Here is an 18,240-nt window from a genome sequence, read left to right as displayed (position 1 = left end):
TCCTTATCTAATGAGTTTTTATGCCTGAGCCGGTTCCAGCAGTTCCTGCTTTTCTGCTGCCGCTTCCTGCATAAAGTTATCCAGCCATTTGGCTGCCAGCACCATCAGCACACCAATCACACCAGCGCCCACACCCAGCCACATAAAGTAGTTACCATAGATATCCACTGTCTGCAGCGGATCGGTAATTTCCTTTGGAATCGCTGCAAAAGCGGCCAGCATTGCAGCCAGAATGGAAGCACCGGCATTGGTCAGCGCCTGGGAACCGATTGCAAAACCGGTCATTCGTTTCGGCATCAGCTGAGCCAGCACTGACAGACCCAGTGCACTGATCATCAGTTCGGCAATCGCCTGCAGGCTGTGAGCCAGTACGATCCAGTTAGAGTTAACGATACCTTCCGCACTGGCAAAATGGCTGGAAGCTGCCAGCGTCAGGAATGCACCGCAGCTGAACAGCATACCGACACCAAACTTGGTAGCCGTAGATACATGGTGACCGGACTCTTCCAGCTTACGATAAATAATATTCAATACCGGCCCCAGGATAATAATCCACAGCGGATTCAGCGCCTGGAAGGAGATCGGGTTAATGGTGATACCAAATACGGTCGGATCAACATTGCGCAGACTATAGAAAGTCAGTGTTGTATACATCTGGTTATACATCACAAAGAACAGCACAGACTCGGCCAACAGCACCAGCGCCACAATCATCTGCTTGCGGGAACGGGCGCCTTCCTTGCTCATTTCAAGGAAGAAATAGCCCAGTGCCAGTACCGCCACAACGCCCATAATCATCCGGGTGACACTGGTATGATCCAGCAACCAGGCCACAACAAAGATCATGGCGATACAACCGGCCAGCACCATCATCAGGTTGGACTTCTTCAGGGGTTGATGATCAACCGCAGTGCCCACTTCCTTAATGGTATGTCGCAGCATCAGGAAGCTGATCAGGCCAACTGCCAGACTGAGACCGGAAAAGAAGAAGGCGAAACTCCAGGACAGTGCCGCGGCAATCATCGGGAACAGCATTCGGGCAGAGAAAGAGCCCAGATTGTTACCCATATAGAACATGGTGAAAGCACCATCGATCCGGGTGTCCGCTTCCGGATAGGAATGAGCAATCAGCGTCGGCGCACAGGTATTGGCCAGACCGCGACCAATACAGGTGCAGGCCAGGGCAAAATAGGCAAACTGCGGCACGCCCTGAATGGCAGCCATACCCAGCAGTACATAACCACTCATCAACAGTACCAGCCCTAGCGGCAAAGCACGCTTGGCTCCCAGATACTTGTCGGTGATATAACCACCCAGACTCAACATGCAGTAGGCCAGCGCACCATACGAACCCAGTACTGCAAACGACGTCTGCTCACTGAAATCCAACCCTTTAACCAGATACACCGCCAACAGGCCGAACATGCCGTAATAGGCAAATCCGTTTGTAACCTGTACCAAATACATTAAGCGTAATGTTTTGGTATGTTCCCTGAAAACCGAAAGCATGACTTCCCCCAAACCGGCACGACATTAACCCGGCTCTGATTGTTTTTCTGCGCCGGTTCGAATGCCGGATACAGATATTACCCGCCAGCCAGCTTCAGCTATGGAAGCGGGATTCAGCGGAATTACGGGAGGTATTATTCAGAAACTTGCGGCGGGAAATCTGACACCTGTCAACAAAGGAAATGAACGACAGCAAACACGTTAAAACAGAGTCAAAATGAAATAATATCTCTTTATTTTGAATAAAAACATGGAATATCCGCCGACGCAGATTCCGAGTCTGCCGGCATTCAGATTACGGCTTATCTCACTCATCAATGGTTATTCAGGCAGGCGGTTCTTCCTTCGCCCATTCAACCCGATTACGGCCACTGTTTTTGGCTTCATACAATGCCCGGTCCGCCTTTTCCAGCACACACTCCGGCGGGCAGTTAAGATCCATCGAAGCAAATCCGATACTGACAGTAAGTTTCTGGCTATGGGGAAAATCAAACCGGGCCACTTGTTCCCGGAATCGGTTCAGTACCCGGCTGGCATCATCCAGTGAAATATCGCCCATCAGAATTACGAACTCTTCCCCACCATAGCGGAATAACCGGTCATGCTGGCGAAAGCTGTGCAGCATCAAATCAGAGAAAGCCAGTAACACTTCATCACCCATTAAATGACCATACTGGTCATTAACCTGCTTGAAGTGATCGAGATCCAGCAGCGCCATCACCCAGCGTTCGCGTCCGGTCTGGCTGCGAGCACCCTTGCGACGCTCCGGAGCATGGCCATAGATATGCTCCAGGGTTTCCTGCAGGCTGTGACGGTTAAACAGGCGGGTAAGACGATCATGAGTACTACGGGCCAACAATTCATGCACCGAGTGGTACATCTGAATCAGCAGGATCAGCTCTTTTGAAGGCTCTTCATCTTTGACACCGATAAGTAATACACAGGGACTTTCTTCATCCTTGACGCTGCTCGGCATCGGCAGGGTGAGATTCTTTTTGCCAAGAAACTGTTTCTGCTGGCGGGAGTTGACGCCGCTGACAGCCAGAATTGAGGGTTTTCCCTTGCCGGATGAATCACGACTCACCAGAGCCACCGGCGCACCTTTCATTTTTTCTCTGACCAATTCTACCAACAGGTTATCCAGTGCTGATTTTTCCCGACACGCCGCCAGTCGCAGCATGGCGGAAGCCAGCACCGTGTCATTACTCTCAATGACAGGCTGCAGAAGCTCGGTCTCATCCCTGTGACTCATTATGATTTTTCCTGCTGTCGATGCGGGTTCGATGCCGAAACTCCCGACGGCGGACAGCAATACAGGTGAATAAACCGTCAAGCGTTACTTTTTTCAGCACATTACTCTTATATTTCTATCAGCTGGAGGGGATTGATGACAAGTGTTTGTAACAGATAAAGCGAGTAAGCAGCTCAAACCCTGCGGTCTGGTCTGATTACTCACTCAGGCGGCAGTAGGCAGTGGGGGCAGTAGAAGCGGTGTTAACCCAGCGGCAATCCCAGCTGATAACACTGTGATCAGGCTCCAGTACTTCTTCTGCGTGTAACAGGGCCATCGGCGTTATGATAGCCTGCAGCAGCAGTACCCGGACCAACCTGAATGTAAACTGTCGGCTTTTCCGTCTCATTTCCGAACTCCCTGTGTAAGTAGTGATGAACGGAATAATACGGTTATATGGCTCTAGGTTATATTAGACCTAGGTTTATAGTCACAAAGGATATAATACTAAAGTATTACTTCCCGTCTCACTCCACATCAGGTCTTCCTGGCCTGACAGGCTCTATTGCCATTGATTGTCATAGATAGTTAGCTGCGCTGATCCAGCACCGCCTGATTTTCCCCGGAACTACATCACCATGCCTGCTTTCGTATCCTTCTGAGGTATTTTGGCAGGCCAGTTAAACACTCTTTGTAACCGCTATATTTACAGCTCACTGCCACTATTAGTACTTCCCTGATACGCCGCTAACTTCAGCAAGAACCCGCCACAAAAGAGCCTCAGGATATGCAATATCACTTTGCAAATCGATTTAACCAGCCAATTGCCCTTGACATAAAACCTCCCAGATTTACATTCCCAAGACATAAAAATTTGACCTGGGTCACAGGTTTCAGCTCTGGCAGCCTCGTATAATCCGCTCCCTTCTTGTCGGAATACCGAAGCGGCCAGAGCATCAAATCTGTGAAATGCGCAGAGAAAAGCTCAGGCAGCGAGGGCGACCAACACTTTGCCCTTAGGGGACTCTGTAAAACAAATCCTGTCGATTACTGTCGATATTTGCAGCTCGCAGCCATAATGAGTCCAGGCTCGGAGCAGCAACATGACCTGTAAGCCCGATTCAGTTCGGGGAAGTTAACGATTGCTGTTCACAACCGAGTAGAAGGATGCCCGAGGTGCGCCATGATACCTGAAGAAGTCGTCGATCTATCCCGCCTTCAGTTTGCCATAACGGCACTGTACCACTTTCTTTTTGTGCCGCTGACAATCGGCATGACCTTTATCCTGGCCATTATGGAGTCGGTCTACGTCATGACCGGCAAACAGGTGTACCGGGACATGACCAAGTTCTGGGGCAAGCTGTTTGGCATTAACTTTGCCATCGGTGTCGCCACCGGCCTGACCATGGAGTTCCAGTTCGGTACCAACTGGTCCTATTACTCTCACTATGTGGGGGATATCTTTGGTGCGCCGCTGGCTATCGAAGCCCTGATGGCGTTCTTCCTGGAGTCGACTTTTGTCGGCATGTTCTTCTTTGGCTGGGATCGCCTGAGCAAGGTGCAGCACCTGGCCTGTACCTGGCTGATGGCCATTGGTACCAACCTGTCCGCGATGTGGATTCTGATCGCTAACGGCTGGATGCAGAACCCGGTGGGTGCCGAGTTCAACTTTGAAACCATGCGCATGGAGATGACCAGCTTTGCCGACTTGTTCTTCAATCCGGTAGCCCAGGTCAAGTTCATTCACACTGCAGCCGCCGGTTATACCACCGCTTCTGTGTTCGTGCTGTCTATCAGTGCCTACTATCTGCTGCGCAACCGCGATGTCGGCTTTGCCCGTCGCTCCTTTGCGGTCGCATCCGGTTTCGGCATGGCTGCCATCCTGTCTACCGTACTACTGGGTGACGAGTCCGGTTACCACCTGGGTGACGTACAGGAAGTCAAACTGGCTGCTATCGAAGCAGAATGGGAAACCCTGCCAGCACCGGCACCGTTTACCCTGATCGGTCTCCCCAATCAGGAAACCATGGAAACCGAATACGCCATCAAGATTCCCTACATTATGGGCATCATTGCGACCCGTTCACTGGATAAGGAAGTCAAGGGCATTCGCGAGTTGATCGTTAACCGTGAAGCCCGTATCCGCCGCGGTATCGTCGCCTACGACCTGCTGCAGAAACTGAAAACGGGTGAAGATACGCCGGAAAACCGGGAAGCCTTCAAGCAATATGTGGATGATCTGGGCTATGGCCTGCTGCTGAAGCGTTACACACCTAACGTAACTGATGCCACCGAAGAGCAGATAAAAGCCGCCAGCCGCGAGTCCATTCCGACCGTATGGCCGCTGTTCTTTGCTTTCCGTATTATGGTCGGCTGTGGCATGCTGATGCTGCTGCTGTTTGCTGCGGCATTCTACAAGACAGCCCGCCGTACCGAATACAAGAGCAAGACGTTCCTCAAGCTGTGCATGTTCGCCCTGCCACTTCCGTGGATTGCCTCTGAAATGGGTTGGTTTGTTGCCGAGTTTGGCCGTCAGCCGTGGACCATTTCCGGTATTCTGCCAACCTATATCTCTACGTCACATCTGACCGCTGCAGATATCTATCTGAGCCTGACGATCTTTACCCTGCTCTACGGCGGACTGGCCGTGGTTGAAGTGTATCTGATGCAGAAGTTTGCCCGTAAAGGTCCGAGCAGCCTGCACACTGGTCGCTATCATCACGAGCAAATCGAAAACAATACGGCAAGCGCCCGATAAATCAGGGAGTAAAAGACAATGATTGATTACGAAATACTCCGGCTGGTGTGGTGGGTGCTGATAGGCGTCCTGTTTATCGGCTTCGCCATTACCGACGGTTATGATATCGGTGCTGCCAACTTATTACCGGTACTGGGCCGGGATGAAATGGAAAAGCGGCTGGTGATTAACGCCGTTGCGCCTCATTGGGATGGCAACCAGGTCTGGCTGATCACGGCTGGTGGCGCATTGTTTGCCGCATGGCCAACCGTTTATGCCACCGCCTTCTCCGGCTTTTACTGGGCTCTGCTGCTGGTATTGTTTGCACTGATTCTGCGCCCGATTGCATTTGATTATCGCTCCAAGATCGATGATCCGAAGTGGCGCAATATCTGTGACCGCAGCCTGTTTATCAGTGGTTTTGTACCTTCACTGATTTTTGGTGTGGCTTTCGGAAACCTGTTCCAGGGTTACGAATTCACCTTCAACGAGTATATGCAGTCCAGCTTTACCGGCAGCTTCTTTGACTTGCTGAATCCGTTTGCATTGCTGTGTGGTCTGGTGAGTGTATCCATGCTGACCATGCACGGTGCCAGCTGGCTGAAGCTGCGAACAGAAGAAGAAATGTCCCAGCGCGCCAGCCGCATTGCCCGTCTGGGTGCGCTGCTGACACTGGTGCTGTTTGCTGTAGCCGGTCTATGGGTTGGAAATATTCCCGGTTATGAAATCACCAGCGTGATTGATGGTAATGCTGCATCCAACCCTGCAGGCAAAACTGTTGAAGTGATTGCCACAGGTGCCTGGCTGGCCAACTACAGCAAGTACCCGTTGATGATGGTGGCTCCGGTATTAGGCTTTGTCGGTCTGCTGGGTGTACTGCTGTTGTCTGCTACCCGTCAGGCCGGTCTGAACTTTACCTGCAGTGCACTGGCACAGGCCGGTATTATTATGACCGCCGGTTTCTCACTGTTTCCGTTTATTCTGCCATCCAGCAGTCAGCCGGAATTCAGCCTGACCCTGTGGGATGCCACATCCAGCTACCTGACGCTGGGCATTATGACCGTTGTTGCCGGTATTATGGTTCCGACCATTCTGGGTTATACCATCTGGTGCTTCTATCAGCTGTGGGGACGTATTTCCCGTCAGCATATTGCTGAAAACAGTCATTCACTTTACTGAGGGGGAACCGAACAATGTGGTATTTCTCATGGATTCTCGGCGTACTGCTCGCCTGCTCTTTCGGCATTATTAATGTGTTGTGGTATGAGTTCCACGATCATGATTTTGAGAATAAGCTTAAAGAGTTGGAAGAAGACTGATTGTTGGTTGTTAATGCCTCAGCGCTACTAACGACAATACAATATTGAAGTAAACGGGCTACAGATCAACGCAGTTCACTGCAGATCTCTGGCCCGTTTTTGTTTCCCCGACATTTAACTGTTTTGCAAACTTTGTGTAGCTTCACTTCCTTCCCCTCTCACCACCGAAAATGATCTTTCTGACCCGCCATCACATCAGGTGCAATGGTTGACCAATAAAAGCTAAAGACATCAAAATTGTCATTTCGCTGATACTCCGTCAGTAGCCCCGAAAATATGAAAAATAAAGTTCAAGGATTTAGCTAACAATAATGTTTGAAACAGTCCGTTTGAAGCTCAGAGAATTTGATACCGATGATGCATCCTTTCTCTATGAATTAATGAACTCACCGCTTTATATAAAGAATATCGGTGACCGAAATATAAAGTCTGTACAGGATGCAGAAACATTCCTGGTTAACAAGCTCATCAGCAGTTATCAGGAGCACGGATACGGCCTGTATGCTGTTGAGCTGAAAGCTACCGGTGAGGTAATAGGTATGTCCGGACTGGTGCGAAGAGAAGGTTTGGAACATGCCGATATCGGATTCGGCTTTTTGCCTGACTATATGGGGCAGGGTTATGCGTATGAGGCCTCTGAAGAAGTGATGAAATTTGCCCGTGACGAGCTGGCACTGGACCCTGTTCTGGCAATTACCATCAAGGAAAATGACCGCTCCATTAAGCTGTTGAACAAGCTGGGACTGAAGCACAGCCAGCCTATTGAATGGAATGGTGAGGAAATTCTGCTTTTAAGCACAAGCTCGCAAACAACAACTGTCTGAACGGGCCTGAGAGATATCAGTCATTTGCATGACCTCTGGCAGCGCGCCTGATGTAACCGTTGTTTATGCTATGCCTCCACTTTCTGTTATCTCTCCAGGATCTTTATACATGGAAATCTGCCGAATTCAGTGGCAAGAAACCATTCCACTCCGCCATGCTGTGCTCTGGCCAGAAAAGGCACCTGAATTCTGTCATGTTGAAGGCGACAAAGATGCCTGGCATTTCGGTGCCTTTCATGCCGGCAGACTTGTTTCTGTAGCTTCTGTTTACCCGGACGGAGACAGCGCCCGGCTCCGCAAGTTTGCCACTGCCACCGGATTACAGGGGCAAGGTATCGGCACCCGAATGGTGGAGCATATCCTGTCCGAACTAAAGCGCAACGGCTTCAGCCGGTTCTGGTGTGATGCCAGAGAATCAGCCATGGGCTTCTATCAGCGTTTTGGTATGAAGCCTTATGGTGAGCGGTTTTACAAAAGTGATGTGCCCTATTTCAAAATGAGTGTTCCACTGGAATCTGCTCTGTAATAACCTGATCCTCTATAAGCCTCACATACGACCCAGTTACATTTACTAGTCATACTGAATCCCGCCAACATAAACTCCAACACGAATCCCATCTGGCAGTGATAATAGCCTTTACGCTACACTGCCTGCGTGGTTTAACACCGGGGCCACCCAAAATAAGAAAAAGGAAGTTTGATATGTTTAAAAGACGTTTTATTGCAGTAGCAATGTTACTGACGTTACCGATGGTCGCTAATGGTGCCGATGTAGCAGCCGGAAAAGCCAAAGCTGTAATGCGTGCTGCCTGCCATGGTATGGACGGGGTATCCAAAATACCTGTGTATCCGAACCTCAAGGGGCAACATGAGGCTTATCTTCTGTCATCCCTGAAAGCCTTCAAAAATAAAAGCCGGACCGGTGGTCAGTCTGCACTGATGTATCCCATGGTAGCGTCCCTGGATGATACCGATCTCGCAAATCTGGCCGCTTATTACAGTTCATTGAAATAAACCGGCCGACAGGCAATAACGGCCCGAAAGTTTAGATTATATAATAAAGAGGGGAGCACACGAGCGCCCCCCTTTTCTTGTTTATTTACTCATTAGCTTTTCTATTTCCTGTTTTTCACTTTTCCCTCAATACAAGCAATTCCTCCAAGTCATACATTAAACTGTTCCCAAACCGAAACCTTGAGTATCAGACGACGACTGCCTTGTAGATATTTTCCTCCATAGCCTGCCCTGATACAGGTCGTTACAATCCAGTCCAGATTCAGTTCGTTCCAGGTTCTCTGTTGAACCTGTCAGACAAGCTATCGAGACCCACGTTTCGTCCTTCAACAACAAACCAGGGCCATATCTCCGGACGGTAGTATGTCCACAGATATGAAGCCTTGTGTCTCATATACTTTTCCTGCAAGTCGCAGCTATCAAGCATAAGAATTTCATTCAATGAAGCATTTTGAGTCGTTTAATCCAGCCACACTGGATTTTGAGATCAAGAACAACCACTACAGTGAGCACTCTGACTTTTATTATGATCTTGGGATGCAGATTTATCAGACCAAAGAAGATACCAAAAGCCTGACCGAAGCAATTTGCCTGTTTTATATTTCAGCATCCAAGGGGCACAGTGAAGCACAATCCAGGCTGGGGGAATGTTATTCCCGTGGACGAGGAGTTCGACGCAGTATCGGTAGAGCTTATGGCTGGTTTCTGAAATCAGCGAACCAGAATAATTCGGAGGCCCAATACTGGCTTGGAGGGCACTATCAATTTCTGGCCGATATGAGAGCCGATGCCGATAAGGAAGGCGAAAGAGAAGCCAGAAAAACAGCGCTGAAATGGTATTTGGAAGCGGCAGAAGAAGGACACAGTGACGCCCAGTATGATGCAGCCGTGCTTTATTCTTCTTTCTTTAAAGATAAAGAACAGGCTGCAAATTGTTACCTGAAAGCAGCCAGACAAGGGCATACAAAAGCCCAATACCGAATCGGAGAGTGTTATTTCTCAGGCAACGGTATTGAAGAAAATCACAAGCTGGCTGCTCACTGGTTTCGCAATGCAGCAGAAAATAACTACATTGAAGCCCAGTATCAGCTAGGCGCTTGCTATTTCAATGGTATTGGAATCGAGAAGAACGAAGCACAGGCTGTTGCATGGTTTATGAAAGCGGCGGAACAGGGGCACAATCAAGCCCGGTGCGAACTTGGAAGATGTTACCTCCATGGTACTGGCGTTGAGCAGGACAAAAAGCAGGCCATATCATGGATTTCAAAAGCTGCGGAAGAAAACAATCCTCAAGCGCAATATATACTCGGTCGCTGTTACTACCAGGGTGAAGGCGTAGAGGAAGACGATACAAAGGCCGCCTCATGGTATCTGAAAGCCGCCGAGCAGAACCACACCAAAGCTCAGTATCATATTGGCAGATGCTATTACTATGGCGAAGGCTACGAAGAAAACGACAAGCAAGCCGCTGTCTGGTTTCAGAAAGCCGCCAGAAATAATCACACTGAATCTCAATATTGGCTTGGATATTGTTATTACTATGGCCAGGGTATTGAAGAAAGTGAGTCACAGGCTGTTCTATGGTTCAGAAAAGCAGCTGACAAGCATCACCTCAATTCTCAATATATGCTGGGTCTTTGTTACTACCTGGGACATGGAATTGAAGAAGACAACGGCGAGGCTGCTGCATGGTTCCTGAAAGCAGCTGAGCAAAATCACGCCAAAGCCCAGTACCGACTTGGAAGATGCTATTACTATGGCCACGGTGTTGAAGAAAATAACGAGCTGGCTTTTTCCTGGTTTCAGAAGTCAGCAGACAAAAACAACCGTGATGCGCAATATATGCTGGGCGTCTGTTACTTCCGGGGAGATGGTATCAAGAAGGACCGGACTCAAGCCATTTGCTGGTACAGGCAAGCTGCTGAGCACAACCACCCTGCATCCCAGTTTCAGCTTGGGCGCTGCTATTACTATGGTTATGAGGTCGAAGAAAACGATGAGCAAGCAGTCTCATGGCTGCTGAAAGCTGCTGACAGCAACAACCGTAATGCTCAGCATCTTCTAGGCCTCTGTTACCTGCGTGGGGACGGTGTCAAGAAAGATAAAGCCACAGCTGTTTCATTGTTTGCCAAAGCTGCCGAGCATAATCACGCACCCGCACAATATCAGCTTGGCAGTTGCTATTACTATGGTGAAGGGGTTGAAGAAAACGACGAAAAAGCAGTTTTCTGGTTCCGGAGAGCCATTCAAAAGAATCACCTCGATGCACAATACATGCTGGGGTTATGTTATTACCGGGGAGACGGTGTTTATGAAAACGACGTAAGGGCTGCGTCACTGTTTCTGAAAGCGGCCAAGCGCAATCATACGGAAGCGCAGTATCAACTTGGGGTCTGCTATTACCATGGCCAGGGAGTTGAAGAAAACGATAAGAAAGCAGTTTACTGGTTCATGAAAGCAGCTGGGGATAATCACTCCGGAGCCCAATATCACCTGGGCCGATGCCATTACTATAGTCAGGGTGTTAAAGAGGATACAAAACAAGCCGTTCTCTGGTTTCAAAAAGCGGCAGAACAAGACCATATCGATGCACAGTATATGCTGGGCCAGTGTTACCATGTTGGCACCGGTATTGATAAAAATATCGATGAGGCCTACAAATGGTCTAAACGGGCTGCTGACAAGGGCCATGAACACGCAGCAGAAATATTCCGTGCGATAGAAAGTGAGACAGAATCAGATACCCACCAAAAGAATGATGCTATCTCAGAGCTTCACAGTTTGATCGGGCTAACCCATGTTAAACAAAACGTTCAATCTCTTATCAATGAGATGAAAGTCAAAAACGAGCGCATCAGACGAGGGCTACCCACTGGCAACACCCGTCCCTATCATATGGTTTTCACCGGTAATCCAGGTACGGGAAAAACAGTTGTGGCCAAAATCATTGCCAAAATACTTTTTGAGCTTGGTATCATAAGCGAGCAGAAAGTTATTGAAACTGACGCCTCCGGACTGGTCTCCAGAGATACAGGCAAAACTGCCCTGAAAACACTTGAAGTTATTAACTCTGCAGAAGGTGGTTTGCTGTTAATTGATAACGCTTACGCACTTAGTGGCAAAAGTACGGAAACGGCCGAAGCGCTTTCACAGCACATGGAAGAGAAAAGGGATAGCCTGATCGTTATCGCTGCCGGCCATACTAAAGAAATGAATGACTTTCTTGCCTCTGGTTCAGAGTTTGCATCGCAATTCACAAGAACCATCCACTTTGATGATTACACAACATCTGAACTTGTAGCGATATTTGAAAAAATTGTGACTGACAACGGCTACATACTGGATGACAATATACAAAGCATTATTGAATCCAAAATGGACTCAATCAAATCCGAAAAGGTTTCAAACTTTGGCAACGCCAGAGAAGCATATGGCCTTTTTGAGTATGCAGTGCAGGCTCAGGAACAACGGATTTGTAGTGGAACAGCAAGTTTGGAAAGTCTCAGCAATACTGACTTGCAAACTCTGATAGAGGAAGATATCGCATAAATTATACAAAATTCCCCCGCAGCAAATAATCGCTTGCGGGGGAAGAAACTGTCTTTAGAACTTGTACTTCACACTGGCACCGTATACAGAAACATCTGTATCATCCAGCTTGTACAGATCAGCATTCAGGCCAACAGCAAAACTCTTGTTGATATTAAAGTCAACGCCTACACCAAAAGCAACATCGGTTCCATCATCAGAAGCGGATCTTTGCTCATCACCAAATGTTGGATGGTGTGATTTGTTTTCAGCATCAACATCCCAGCGAATAGCTCCGGCCTTGCCATACAGGGAGACATATTCATTCACAGGAAGAAAACCAACAACCTGCAAACCATAGCCCTTTGCAGACATTTCAACCTTTTCATCCCACTCGTTAACAATCGCCTGACCTGAGATTTCACCCAGATCTGTATAAAACGCTTCCAGAGCAAGATTTTTATTAATTTGGTAACCCAGGTTAAAGCGATAGCTTTTATCTTCTTTATCAACATCGATACCCAAATCTTCAGCTCTGTCGATAAAGTCTGCATCAGCTTTGGATACACCATACTGGCCTGATACATAGAAACCGCTGTCAGCAGCAAAAGAAATAGCGGGAATAGCCATCAGAGCCACTGCAGTAGCTTTAATCAAATTCATTTACTTATTTATTCCTGAAAACCCACGCCTTGATAGCGAGACACTTGAATTAAGAGCAGCGAAGATTAATCAGGATTGCAATATTAAAAAATAGCGACTTACCTTAAAAGTTACATAGAATTACACAGACAAAAATCAGCTATTTTGATTTCCCCCCTAAGATCAAACTAGTTTATCCCGGTAGATTTATACGTTTTATTTCTTATATCTTCGACTCTCATTCGTACCTGATAGCATTCAGAATTTTATAATCTATCTTTAACGAGAAAAGGATTATAACCATATAAAATCCTTTTCTCGTTAGAAGCAGGTGAGCGTATAAATAAAAATAGCTTCAGGGTCAAGACTGTCTTGAGCGAATACGCCCTCCTGCTCGGTCTGTTCATCATGAATAAAATAATTCACCAAGATTTTACGCCAGCTCCCGCTTACCCAGCGTCTCCAGCACCGTCAAAAACGGATTGGCATTGTTTCCCAACACAGTCCAGCTATCCGGGATATCTCCCAGACTCCGGGGAGCAAACAGGTTGAGGCCCATGACCTTCAACCCGGTAACCCGAACCAGCTTCCTGCACCAAAGCCTGCCCTCTTAATCAACAGCTATTACAAAAGCGGCAGGCACAGGTTCATTCCGGATTAAATATGACTCAGAAACTGTACATCAGATTAAGTTGCAGTAATGGATATACTTTCAGCTTGTCCGCCCAGTCTTTGAGTTCCTTTTTTTCCTTCTCAAGATCTGCAGCAGCAACTGCGCCAGAGGCTTTGAACTTGACACTGGGATTGCCCTGAAAATAAGCACCGGCATCCGCTGTCATTGACCAGCTGTCACCAAGGCGCCAGTCATAACCCATGCCCACATAGGTGGCTACCGATTTATAATCAACCTGGGCCTTGAGGGTACCAACGTTATTGAGGTTGTATGTTGTGCCACCAATTTTGACCGTACCGGTTCCGCCTTTTGATTTGGCACTGAAATTATTGCCATTATGATAAACACCGGCACTCACCCGAAACCCACTCTGCCAGGGGCGATAATCCAGTACCGCACCAGCACCCATCAGCTCCAGCTCGGCTTTATATTTCAGAGAGTCGGGCTTCACATCACGGTCATAGTTATACCCGCTGACAGCAAGACGAACATCCAGACTGTCACTGATTGTATGGACATACTGACCACCTACCCCCAGGCTGCCCAGTCCGACCGATATACCATCCGCAACAACGCTACCACTGAATAAAATCAAGCCTGCTGCAATCCCTGCATAGCTGTTCATAAACGTCTCCGTGTTTTATGGTGGCGGTTTGAGTTTTGAAAACTCAATAAATGACATTAAAGTGTTGCCAACTTTAAGGTCAAGCCACTTTTTTTGCCTTATCCAGCCTGCTCTGAATCGGCCTGCGGTGTGACCCCGGCCACCTCGGAGAAGTCCAGCTCCCCCACCGAAGTATGCCTTCTGGTCTTTGACTTGTTATCAACACCCCTGCCATGGCTCCATATCGTCAGGAATTCACTTTCTTCAACAATACTTTCACCATAAGGCATGATGGGGATTTCCAGCTCTATGCGTTTCAATACTCTGGGTTTGTCCGAAAAGCCAACATACGACATACAGACATACTTCCCCTCATTCACACGATACAGCTCTTCGATAAAACTCAGTAGTTTGACTCTGGCATCGGGTAGATTCTTTTCAGAAACCTGATATTCATTCATTACATCCAGCGCACGCCGCAACTCCGTCACTCTGACAACCCGCATTCGCTCCTCATGATTCTTTTTTGTTTCATGATAAACCCACGGCCCCCGCCACTCGCCCATGGCGCGCCATAACTTCGGACTGAAGGGATATTTACAATACAGCTGGATGTACCAAACAGAACGGACATGTATAGGCATAAAAGCTGACGTACTTTTTCGCTGAATAGCAATATTTATATACCAAAAAAGCAATATCAGACTGACAAATTCAGAGACGCCACAGAACTACCCTAAACGACCGATAACAAAATGAAAGTGAACAATGAAAAGACCAGTTATCTGGCCTGGCTGGGAAAGATCGTTACTGCTGAAGTGGAGCACCCACTGGGTAGCAGGCACCCGAAGTTCAGATATATCTATCCGGTCAACTATGGCATTATCCCGGGCACTAAAGCCTGAGATGGTGATGGAGTTGATGCTTATATTCCGGGACTGAACAAGCCCGCCACAACGATTGAGGCTAGCTGTACGCAGTCATACATCGGGCAAATGATGTCGAAGACAAACTGTTGTTATCAGTTAGCGGTTCCAGCCTGACCACCTCAGTAATCATGCGGCAGGTGGCTTTTCAGGAACAGTACTTTGACTCGGAAGTAATTCTTGAAGACATCAGATCGAACTCCCGATGTCTTCAATAGAGATTAAATACCCGGCAATATCAGATAGCAAATAACCAGAGGAATAGAATCTGCAGTATCAGTAAACCTAATGCAAGAAGACCAGGTAAAACAAATAACACTGGCACCATTCCCTCTCCAACCGTCTCACAAATCCACGCGAGTATAAAAAGCTGAAAGAAAATATAGAATACAGTTAGCAGCAGCGTTATACAGAAATTCAAATTGGGAAATGGCGTAATACCAAGATTATTCAGGAACCCAAACACCATACCAATGCTTTTAAAAGGTAAAACAACGGTATAATAGTAGAATCCTACCAGCACATTATACGGTGCACTATAGGATTGAAAATCGATGATCAAGTTATATGCCAAATAGCACAACCCACCGATTACAGCGGGGATCATAACAATAGCTACTAATGCAGCAGGTGGGTCATTGATAACCCTTACATTGACAGTCATAGAGACCTCAGCTTCCGGTTGATACATTTTTTCTATTCCCGGGAGCCATATTTTTTTTGCTAGGGGTATTTATTATATAGGCTGACTACCTTTTTATATGTATTAACTAAGAGATTCAGTAATTAACAGCACAAAAATAATAGCACTGTATTAAGTGAGTATTTTTTATATCACAACCCGTTTAAAAAATGAAAGCATCATAACGAAAAAAATTTCATAAACTTTTTTAGTTCACTCAACAATTGCTGATGATCTGCCGAGACAAACTGCACTTGCTGCCCCGGTCTCGCCTGAGCCAGCTTTGGCAAATCCATTCGAGCAACACAGCCCAACTTGCTGTAGCCGCCCAGAGTCTGCCGGTCATTCATTAGTATTACCGGCTGGCCATCCGGAGGAATCTGGATCGCTCCCAGGGCAATACCTTCCGAGATTATCCCCTGAGCACCAGCCAGCACCGGATTACCCTTTAATCTGCAGCCCATACGATTGCTGTCAGGGGATATTGTGAAGGTACTGTTATAGAACTGCTGCTTCTGCTGAGCTGAGAACTGATCCTGTTGGTAAGATTCAATCACGCGCAGCTGAACCGAATTACCATATTTGGGAACCCAGTCTGCCGGTACCATTTTCGAAAATCTGGAATCCGTTGTTTTGCTGCCTTCTACTTGCAGCCAGTCTCCGGACTGCAGAGGCATTCCTTCTCCAATATCAGCACCTTCTGCCATCAGCCCACCCAGCTTGTCCCGGGTCACTGTTGCTGCGCTGCCGAAGGTTTTTTGAGTATTAAATCCACTTGGTGTCGCCAGATAAGCACGCATTCCTTCGGTGGCGAACTGAAACTTCAGGATCTGCCCTCTGCGTAATTCAAAGGTTTGCCATGGTTTCAGGGGAACTCCATCCACAGTAGCTCTCATATCAGCGCCGGTCAGTGCCAGCAGCATATCGTCATGTGCCTTGAAAGCAGCCTGGCCTAAAGTGATTTCCAGCTGAGGGCAATCCATACTATTCCCAAGCAGATGATTGGCCCAGCAATAAGCCTGCAGATCCAGCGCCCCACCCTGGGCCATACCCAAATGGCCATAACCAAAACGTCCTGTATCCTGTAATAAGGTCAGTATACCGGGTGAGATTACTTCCAGTCGGGACACAGCGTACCTCCCAGCTGTACAAATTCCTGCTGATCCACGGGTTTGAAACGTACTTTACGACCAACAATAAACGGGCTTACAGGCTGGCTGTTCGGACTGAAAAGAGATACCGGACAGTTACCAATAATATTCCAGCCTCCCGGTGTTTCGGCAGGATAAACAGCGGTCTGGGTATCGGCTATACCGACACTACCGGCAGGCACCTTCACTCTGGAAGTAGCCCGGCGTGGTGTAGCTATTATCGGGTCGACCGATGCCAGAAAAGCAAAGCCGGGCGCGAAGCCAATGGCACAAACGGTATATTCCTGCCGAGAGTGGCGCTCGATCACTTCTTCAACCGTTATATTGTGTTGATCAGCAATATTTTCCAGATCAGGTCCTGTTTGGGATGAATAAAATACTGGCAGGATAAGAGCATCCAACTTTGATTCAGAGTTTTCTCTGAATGACTTACCCAGTAGCTGCTGCAGCTTATGATGCAGACTATCAAAGTCTGTTTTGAGCGGATGATACTGAATAAAAATTGTCGTATAGGAAGGAATAACTTCAATCAGTTCACTACCGAATGACTGACGTATTATTTCTCCATAGCGGCCGGTCTGTTCCGCCAGCCCGGTATCAATACGTTCTCCCAGAGTGATCAGCAGCTCACACTCCGACACCGGAGCAATCCGGATCATCTGTTTAACTCCTGATAAATCCGCTGGATCAGCGCGACTGACTCCGGGTTGTCGCCATGTACACAAACTGTATTGGCTTCCAGCTCCAGAGTATTGCCCTCCCGGGTAATCACTTCACCATTGGCTAGTCCCTGTACCTGTTGCAGAATCCTGATTTCATCATGGAATACCGCTCCCGGCTCAGAACGATCTACCAGCGAACCATCATCACTGTAAGCCCTGTCAGCAAAAGCTTCAAAGATCAGTGACACACCATACTCCCGCGCCAGATCGATATATTCCCGATTATCCAGCCGGGCCAGAATGACCAGTGAAGGATTGCGATCCAGTCCCGCAACCGCCTGCAGAATCGCTTCATACACTTCGGGGATCGCCATCATATCGTGGTACAACGCGCCATGCGGTTTTACATAGCTGACATTAGTATCGTGAAACTGACAGATCGCATCAAGGGCGCCGGTCTGGTAAGCCACCAGCGAGGTAATCGCTGTCGGAGTATGGGGTATTGAACGACGACCAAAGCCCTGTTTATCGTCATAGCCCGGATGGGCGCCAATAGTCACATGATTTTTAACCGCCAGCTGAATGGTTCGGAACATGGTCTGGGGATCAGACGCATGAAAACCGCAGGCAATATTGGCCATATCAACCCAGGGCATCACCGCTTCGTCATTGCCCATCACCCAGCTACCGTAGCTTTCACCCATATCACAGTTGAGTTTCACTGAAGGTACTCCCCGC

The 18,240-nt window shown here is 48.0% G+C and carries 19 protein-coding genes; 8 read left to right on the top strand and 11 right to left on the bottom strand.

Annotated elements, in window-relative coordinates:
* Positions 1–18: 18 nt before the first annotated feature.
* From ACYZZ0_RS12980 to ACYZZ0_RS12970, 3 genes are all read right to left on the bottom strand, one after another.
* Positions 19–1,509 carry an oligopeptide:H+ symporter gene (locus tag ACYZZ0_RS12980; protein WP_461537061.1) on the bottom strand — a complete coding sequence of 497 codons (1,491 nt, stop codon included), beginning with the start codon at positions 1,507–1,509 and terminating at the stop codon, positions 19–21.
* A 325-nt stretch (positions 1,510–1,834) separates the two neighbouring features.
* The gene (locus ACYZZ0_RS12975) at positions 1,835–2,761 is read right to left on the bottom strand and encodes a GGDEF domain-containing protein (protein WP_461537060.1); all 927 of its coding nucleotides are present in this window, start codon (positions 2,759–2,761) and stop codon (positions 1,835–1,837) included.
* A 196-nt stretch (positions 2,762–2,957) separates the two neighbouring features.
* Positions 2,958–3,149: a hypothetical protein gene (locus ACYZZ0_RS12970; RefSeq protein WP_461537059.1), complete on the bottom strand. Its 192-nt coding sequence runs from the start codon at positions 3,147–3,149 to the stop codon at positions 2,958–2,960.
* A gap of 774 nt (positions 3,150–3,923) precedes the next feature.
* On the opposite strand from ACYZZ0_RS12970, the gene ACYZZ0_RS12965 reads away from it, so the two are divergent.
* From ACYZZ0_RS12965 to ACYZZ0_RS12935, 7 genes are all read left to right on the top strand, one after another.
* Complete coding sequence (locus ACYZZ0_RS12965) at positions 3,924–5,498, top strand: cytochrome ubiquinol oxidase subunit I (RefSeq protein WP_461537058.1); 1,575 nt, start codon at positions 3,924–3,926, stop codon at positions 5,496–5,498.
* Positions 5,499–5,516: 18 nt separating this feature from the next.
* Entirely contained in the window at positions 5,517–6,656 is a 1,140-nt protein-coding gene (gene cydB / locus ACYZZ0_RS12960) for a cytochrome d ubiquinol oxidase subunit II (RefSeq protein ID WP_461537057.1), read from the top strand.
* 14 nt (positions 6,657–6,670) lie between these two features.
* Positions 6,671–6,796, top strand: coding sequence for a cytochrome bd-I oxidase subunit CydX (cydX, locus tag ACYZZ0_RS12955; RefSeq protein ID WP_461537056.1), 126 nt, complete (start codon positions 6,671–6,673; stop codon positions 6,794–6,796).
* 311 nt (positions 6,797–7,107) lie between these two features.
* Complete coding sequence (locus ACYZZ0_RS12950) at positions 7,108–7,620, top strand: GNAT family N-acetyltransferase (RefSeq protein ID WP_461537055.1); 513 nt, start codon at positions 7,108–7,110, stop codon at positions 7,618–7,620.
* A gap of 109 nt (positions 7,621–7,729) precedes the next feature.
* Positions 7,730–8,146: a GNAT family N-acetyltransferase gene (locus ACYZZ0_RS12945; protein ID WP_461537054.1), complete on the top strand. Its 417-nt coding sequence runs from the start codon at positions 7,730–7,732 to the stop codon at positions 8,144–8,146.
* A 176-nt stretch (positions 8,147–8,322) separates the two neighbouring features.
* Positions 8,323–8,634 carry a c-type cytochrome gene (locus ACYZZ0_RS12940; protein WP_461537053.1) on the top strand — a complete coding sequence of 104 codons (312 nt, stop codon included), beginning with the start codon at positions 8,323–8,325 and terminating at the stop codon, positions 8,632–8,634.
* A gap of 441 nt (positions 8,635–9,075) precedes the next feature.
* Positions 9,076–12,183, top strand: coding sequence for an AAA family ATPase (locus ACYZZ0_RS12935; RefSeq protein WP_461537052.1), 3,108 nt, complete (start codon positions 9,076–9,078; stop codon positions 12,181–12,183).
* Between the two features lie 54 nt (positions 12,184–12,237).
* On the opposite strand, the gene ACYZZ0_RS12930 is transcribed toward ACYZZ0_RS12935, so the two are convergent.
* The 4 genes from ACYZZ0_RS12930 to ACYZZ0_RS12915 form a co-directional block, all read right to left on the bottom strand.
* Positions 12,238–12,825, bottom strand: coding sequence for a porin family protein (locus ACYZZ0_RS12930; RefSeq protein WP_461537051.1), 588 nt, complete (start codon positions 12,823–12,825; stop codon positions 12,238–12,240).
* 412 nt (positions 12,826–13,237) lie between these two features.
* Positions 13,238–13,363, bottom strand: a complete 126-nt coding sequence (locus ACYZZ0_RS12925) for a hypothetical protein (RefSeq protein WP_461537050.1) — start codon at positions 13,361–13,363, stop codon at positions 13,238–13,240.
* Positions 13,364–13,472: 109 nt separating this feature from the next.
* The gene (locus tag ACYZZ0_RS12920; RefSeq protein ID WP_461537049.1) at positions 13,473–14,102 is read right to left on the bottom strand and encodes a hypothetical protein; all 630 of its coding nucleotides are present in this window, start codon (positions 14,100–14,102) and stop codon (positions 13,473–13,475) included.
* 98 nt (positions 14,103–14,200) lie between these two features.
* A complete protein-coding gene (locus tag ACYZZ0_RS12915; RefSeq protein WP_461537048.1) occupies positions 14,201–14,587 on the bottom strand; it encodes a hypothetical protein in 387 nt (128 codons plus the stop codon).
* A 249-nt stretch (positions 14,588–14,836) separates the two neighbouring features.
* Between ACYZZ0_RS12915 and ACYZZ0_RS12910 the strand changes: the two genes are divergently transcribed.
* On the top strand, positions 14,837–14,986 hold the full coding sequence (locus tag ACYZZ0_RS12910; protein WP_461537047.1) for a hypothetical protein: 150 nt from the start codon (positions 14,837–14,839) through the stop codon (positions 14,984–14,986).
* Between the two features lie 259 nt (positions 14,987–15,245).
* Here ACYZZ0_RS12910 and ACYZZ0_RS12905 read toward each other — a convergent pair whose 3' ends face one another.
* The 4 genes from ACYZZ0_RS12905 to ACYZZ0_RS12890 form a co-directional block, all read right to left on the bottom strand.
* A complete protein-coding gene (locus tag ACYZZ0_RS12905) occupies positions 15,246–15,698 on the bottom strand; it encodes a hypothetical protein (RefSeq protein ID WP_461537046.1) in 453 nt (150 codons plus the stop codon).
* A gap of 170 nt (positions 15,699–15,868) precedes the next feature.
* Positions 15,869–16,819 (bottom strand): 5-oxoprolinase subunit C family protein, encoded by a 951-nt coding sequence (locus ACYZZ0_RS12900; RefSeq protein WP_461537045.1) that lies wholly within the window; start codon positions 16,817–16,819, stop codon positions 15,869–15,871.
* Positions 16,801–17,499 (bottom strand): 5-oxoprolinase subunit PxpB, encoded by a 699-nt coding sequence (gene pxpB, locus ACYZZ0_RS12895; protein ID WP_461537044.1) that lies wholly within the window; start codon positions 17,497–17,499, stop codon positions 16,801–16,803. Before pxpB ends, ACYZZ0_RS12900 begins: the two co-directional genes overlap by 19 nt.
* Positions 17,496–18,224, bottom strand: a complete 729-nt coding sequence (locus ACYZZ0_RS12890; RefSeq protein WP_461537043.1) for a 5-oxoprolinase subunit PxpA — start codon at positions 18,222–18,224, stop codon at positions 17,496–17,498. Before ACYZZ0_RS12890 ends, pxpB begins: the two co-directional genes overlap by 4 nt.
* Between the last annotated feature and the right edge of the window lie 16 nt (positions 18,225–18,240).

Source organism: Spongorhabdus nitratireducens (assembly GCA_947387575.1).
Taxonomy (GTDB): domain Bacteria; phylum Pseudomonadota; class Gammaproteobacteria; order Pseudomonadales; family Endozoicomonadaceae; genus CANDOC01.
This window is presented reverse-complemented; position numbering and strand designations above follow the sequence as displayed.

Bases quoted from the DNA above. Each gene is read 5' to 3' on its own strand.
- ACYZZ0_RS12980 (WP_461537061.1), bottom strand. From the start codon at position 1,509: ATGCTTTCGGTTTTCAGGGAACATACCAAAACATTACGCTTAATGTAT.
- ACYZZ0_RS12915 (WP_461537048.1), bottom strand. From the start codon at position 14,587: ATGCGGGTTGTCAGAGTGACGGAGTTGCGGCGTGCGCTGGATGTAATG.
- ACYZZ0_RS12935 (WP_461537052.1), top strand. From the start codon at position 9,076: ATGAAGCATTTTGAGTCGTTTAATCCAGCCACACTGGATTTTGAGATC.
- ACYZZ0_RS12975 (WP_461537060.1), bottom strand. From the start codon at position 2,761: ATGAGTCACAGGGATGAGACCGAGCTTCTGCAGCCTGTCATTGAGAGT.
- ACYZZ0_RS12925 (WP_461537050.1), bottom strand. From the start codon at position 13,363: ATGGGCCTCAACCTGTTTGCTCCCCGGAGTCTGGGAGATATCCCGGAT.
- ACYZZ0_RS12965 (WP_461537058.1), top strand. From the start codon at position 3,924: ATGATACCTGAAGAAGTCGTCGATCTATCCCGCCTTCAGTTTGCCATA.
- ACYZZ0_RS12970 (WP_461537059.1), bottom strand. From the start codon at position 3,149: ATGAGACGGAAAAGCCGACAGTTTACATTCAGGTTGGTCCGGGTACTG.
- ACYZZ0_RS12910 (WP_461537047.1), top strand. From the start codon at position 14,837: ATGAAAGTGAACAATGAAAAGACCAGTTATCTGGCCTGGCTGGGAAAG.
- ACYZZ0_RS12905 (WP_461537046.1), bottom strand. From the start codon at position 15,698: ATGTATCAACCGGAAGCTGAGGTCTCTATGACTGTCAATGTAAGGGTT.
- ACYZZ0_RS12930 (WP_461537051.1), bottom strand. From the start codon at position 12,825: ATGAATTTGATTAAAGCTACTGCAGTGGCTCTGATGGCTATTCCCGCT.
- ACYZZ0_RS12940 (WP_461537053.1), top strand. From the start codon at position 8,323: ATGTTTAAAAGACGTTTTATTGCAGTAGCAATGTTACTGACGTTACCG.
- pxpB (WP_461537044.1), bottom strand. From the start codon at position 17,499: ATGATCCGGATTGCTCCGGTGTCGGAGTGTGAGCTGCTGATCACTCTG.
- ACYZZ0_RS12950 (WP_461537055.1), top strand. From the start codon at position 7,108: ATGTTTGAAACAGTCCGTTTGAAGCTCAGAGAATTTGATACCGATGAT.
- ACYZZ0_RS12945 (WP_461537054.1), top strand. From the start codon at position 7,730: ATGGAAATCTGCCGAATTCAGTGGCAAGAAACCATTCCACTCCGCCAT.
- ACYZZ0_RS12920 (WP_461537049.1), bottom strand. From the start codon at position 14,102: ATGAACAGCTATGCAGGGATTGCAGCAGGCTTGATTTTATTCAGTGGT.
- cydB (WP_461537057.1), top strand. From the start codon at position 5,517: ATGATTGATTACGAAATACTCCGGCTGGTGTGGTGGGTGCTGATAGGC.
- cydX (WP_461537056.1), top strand. From the start codon at position 6,671: ATGTGGTATTTCTCATGGATTCTCGGCGTACTGCTCGCCTGCTCTTTC.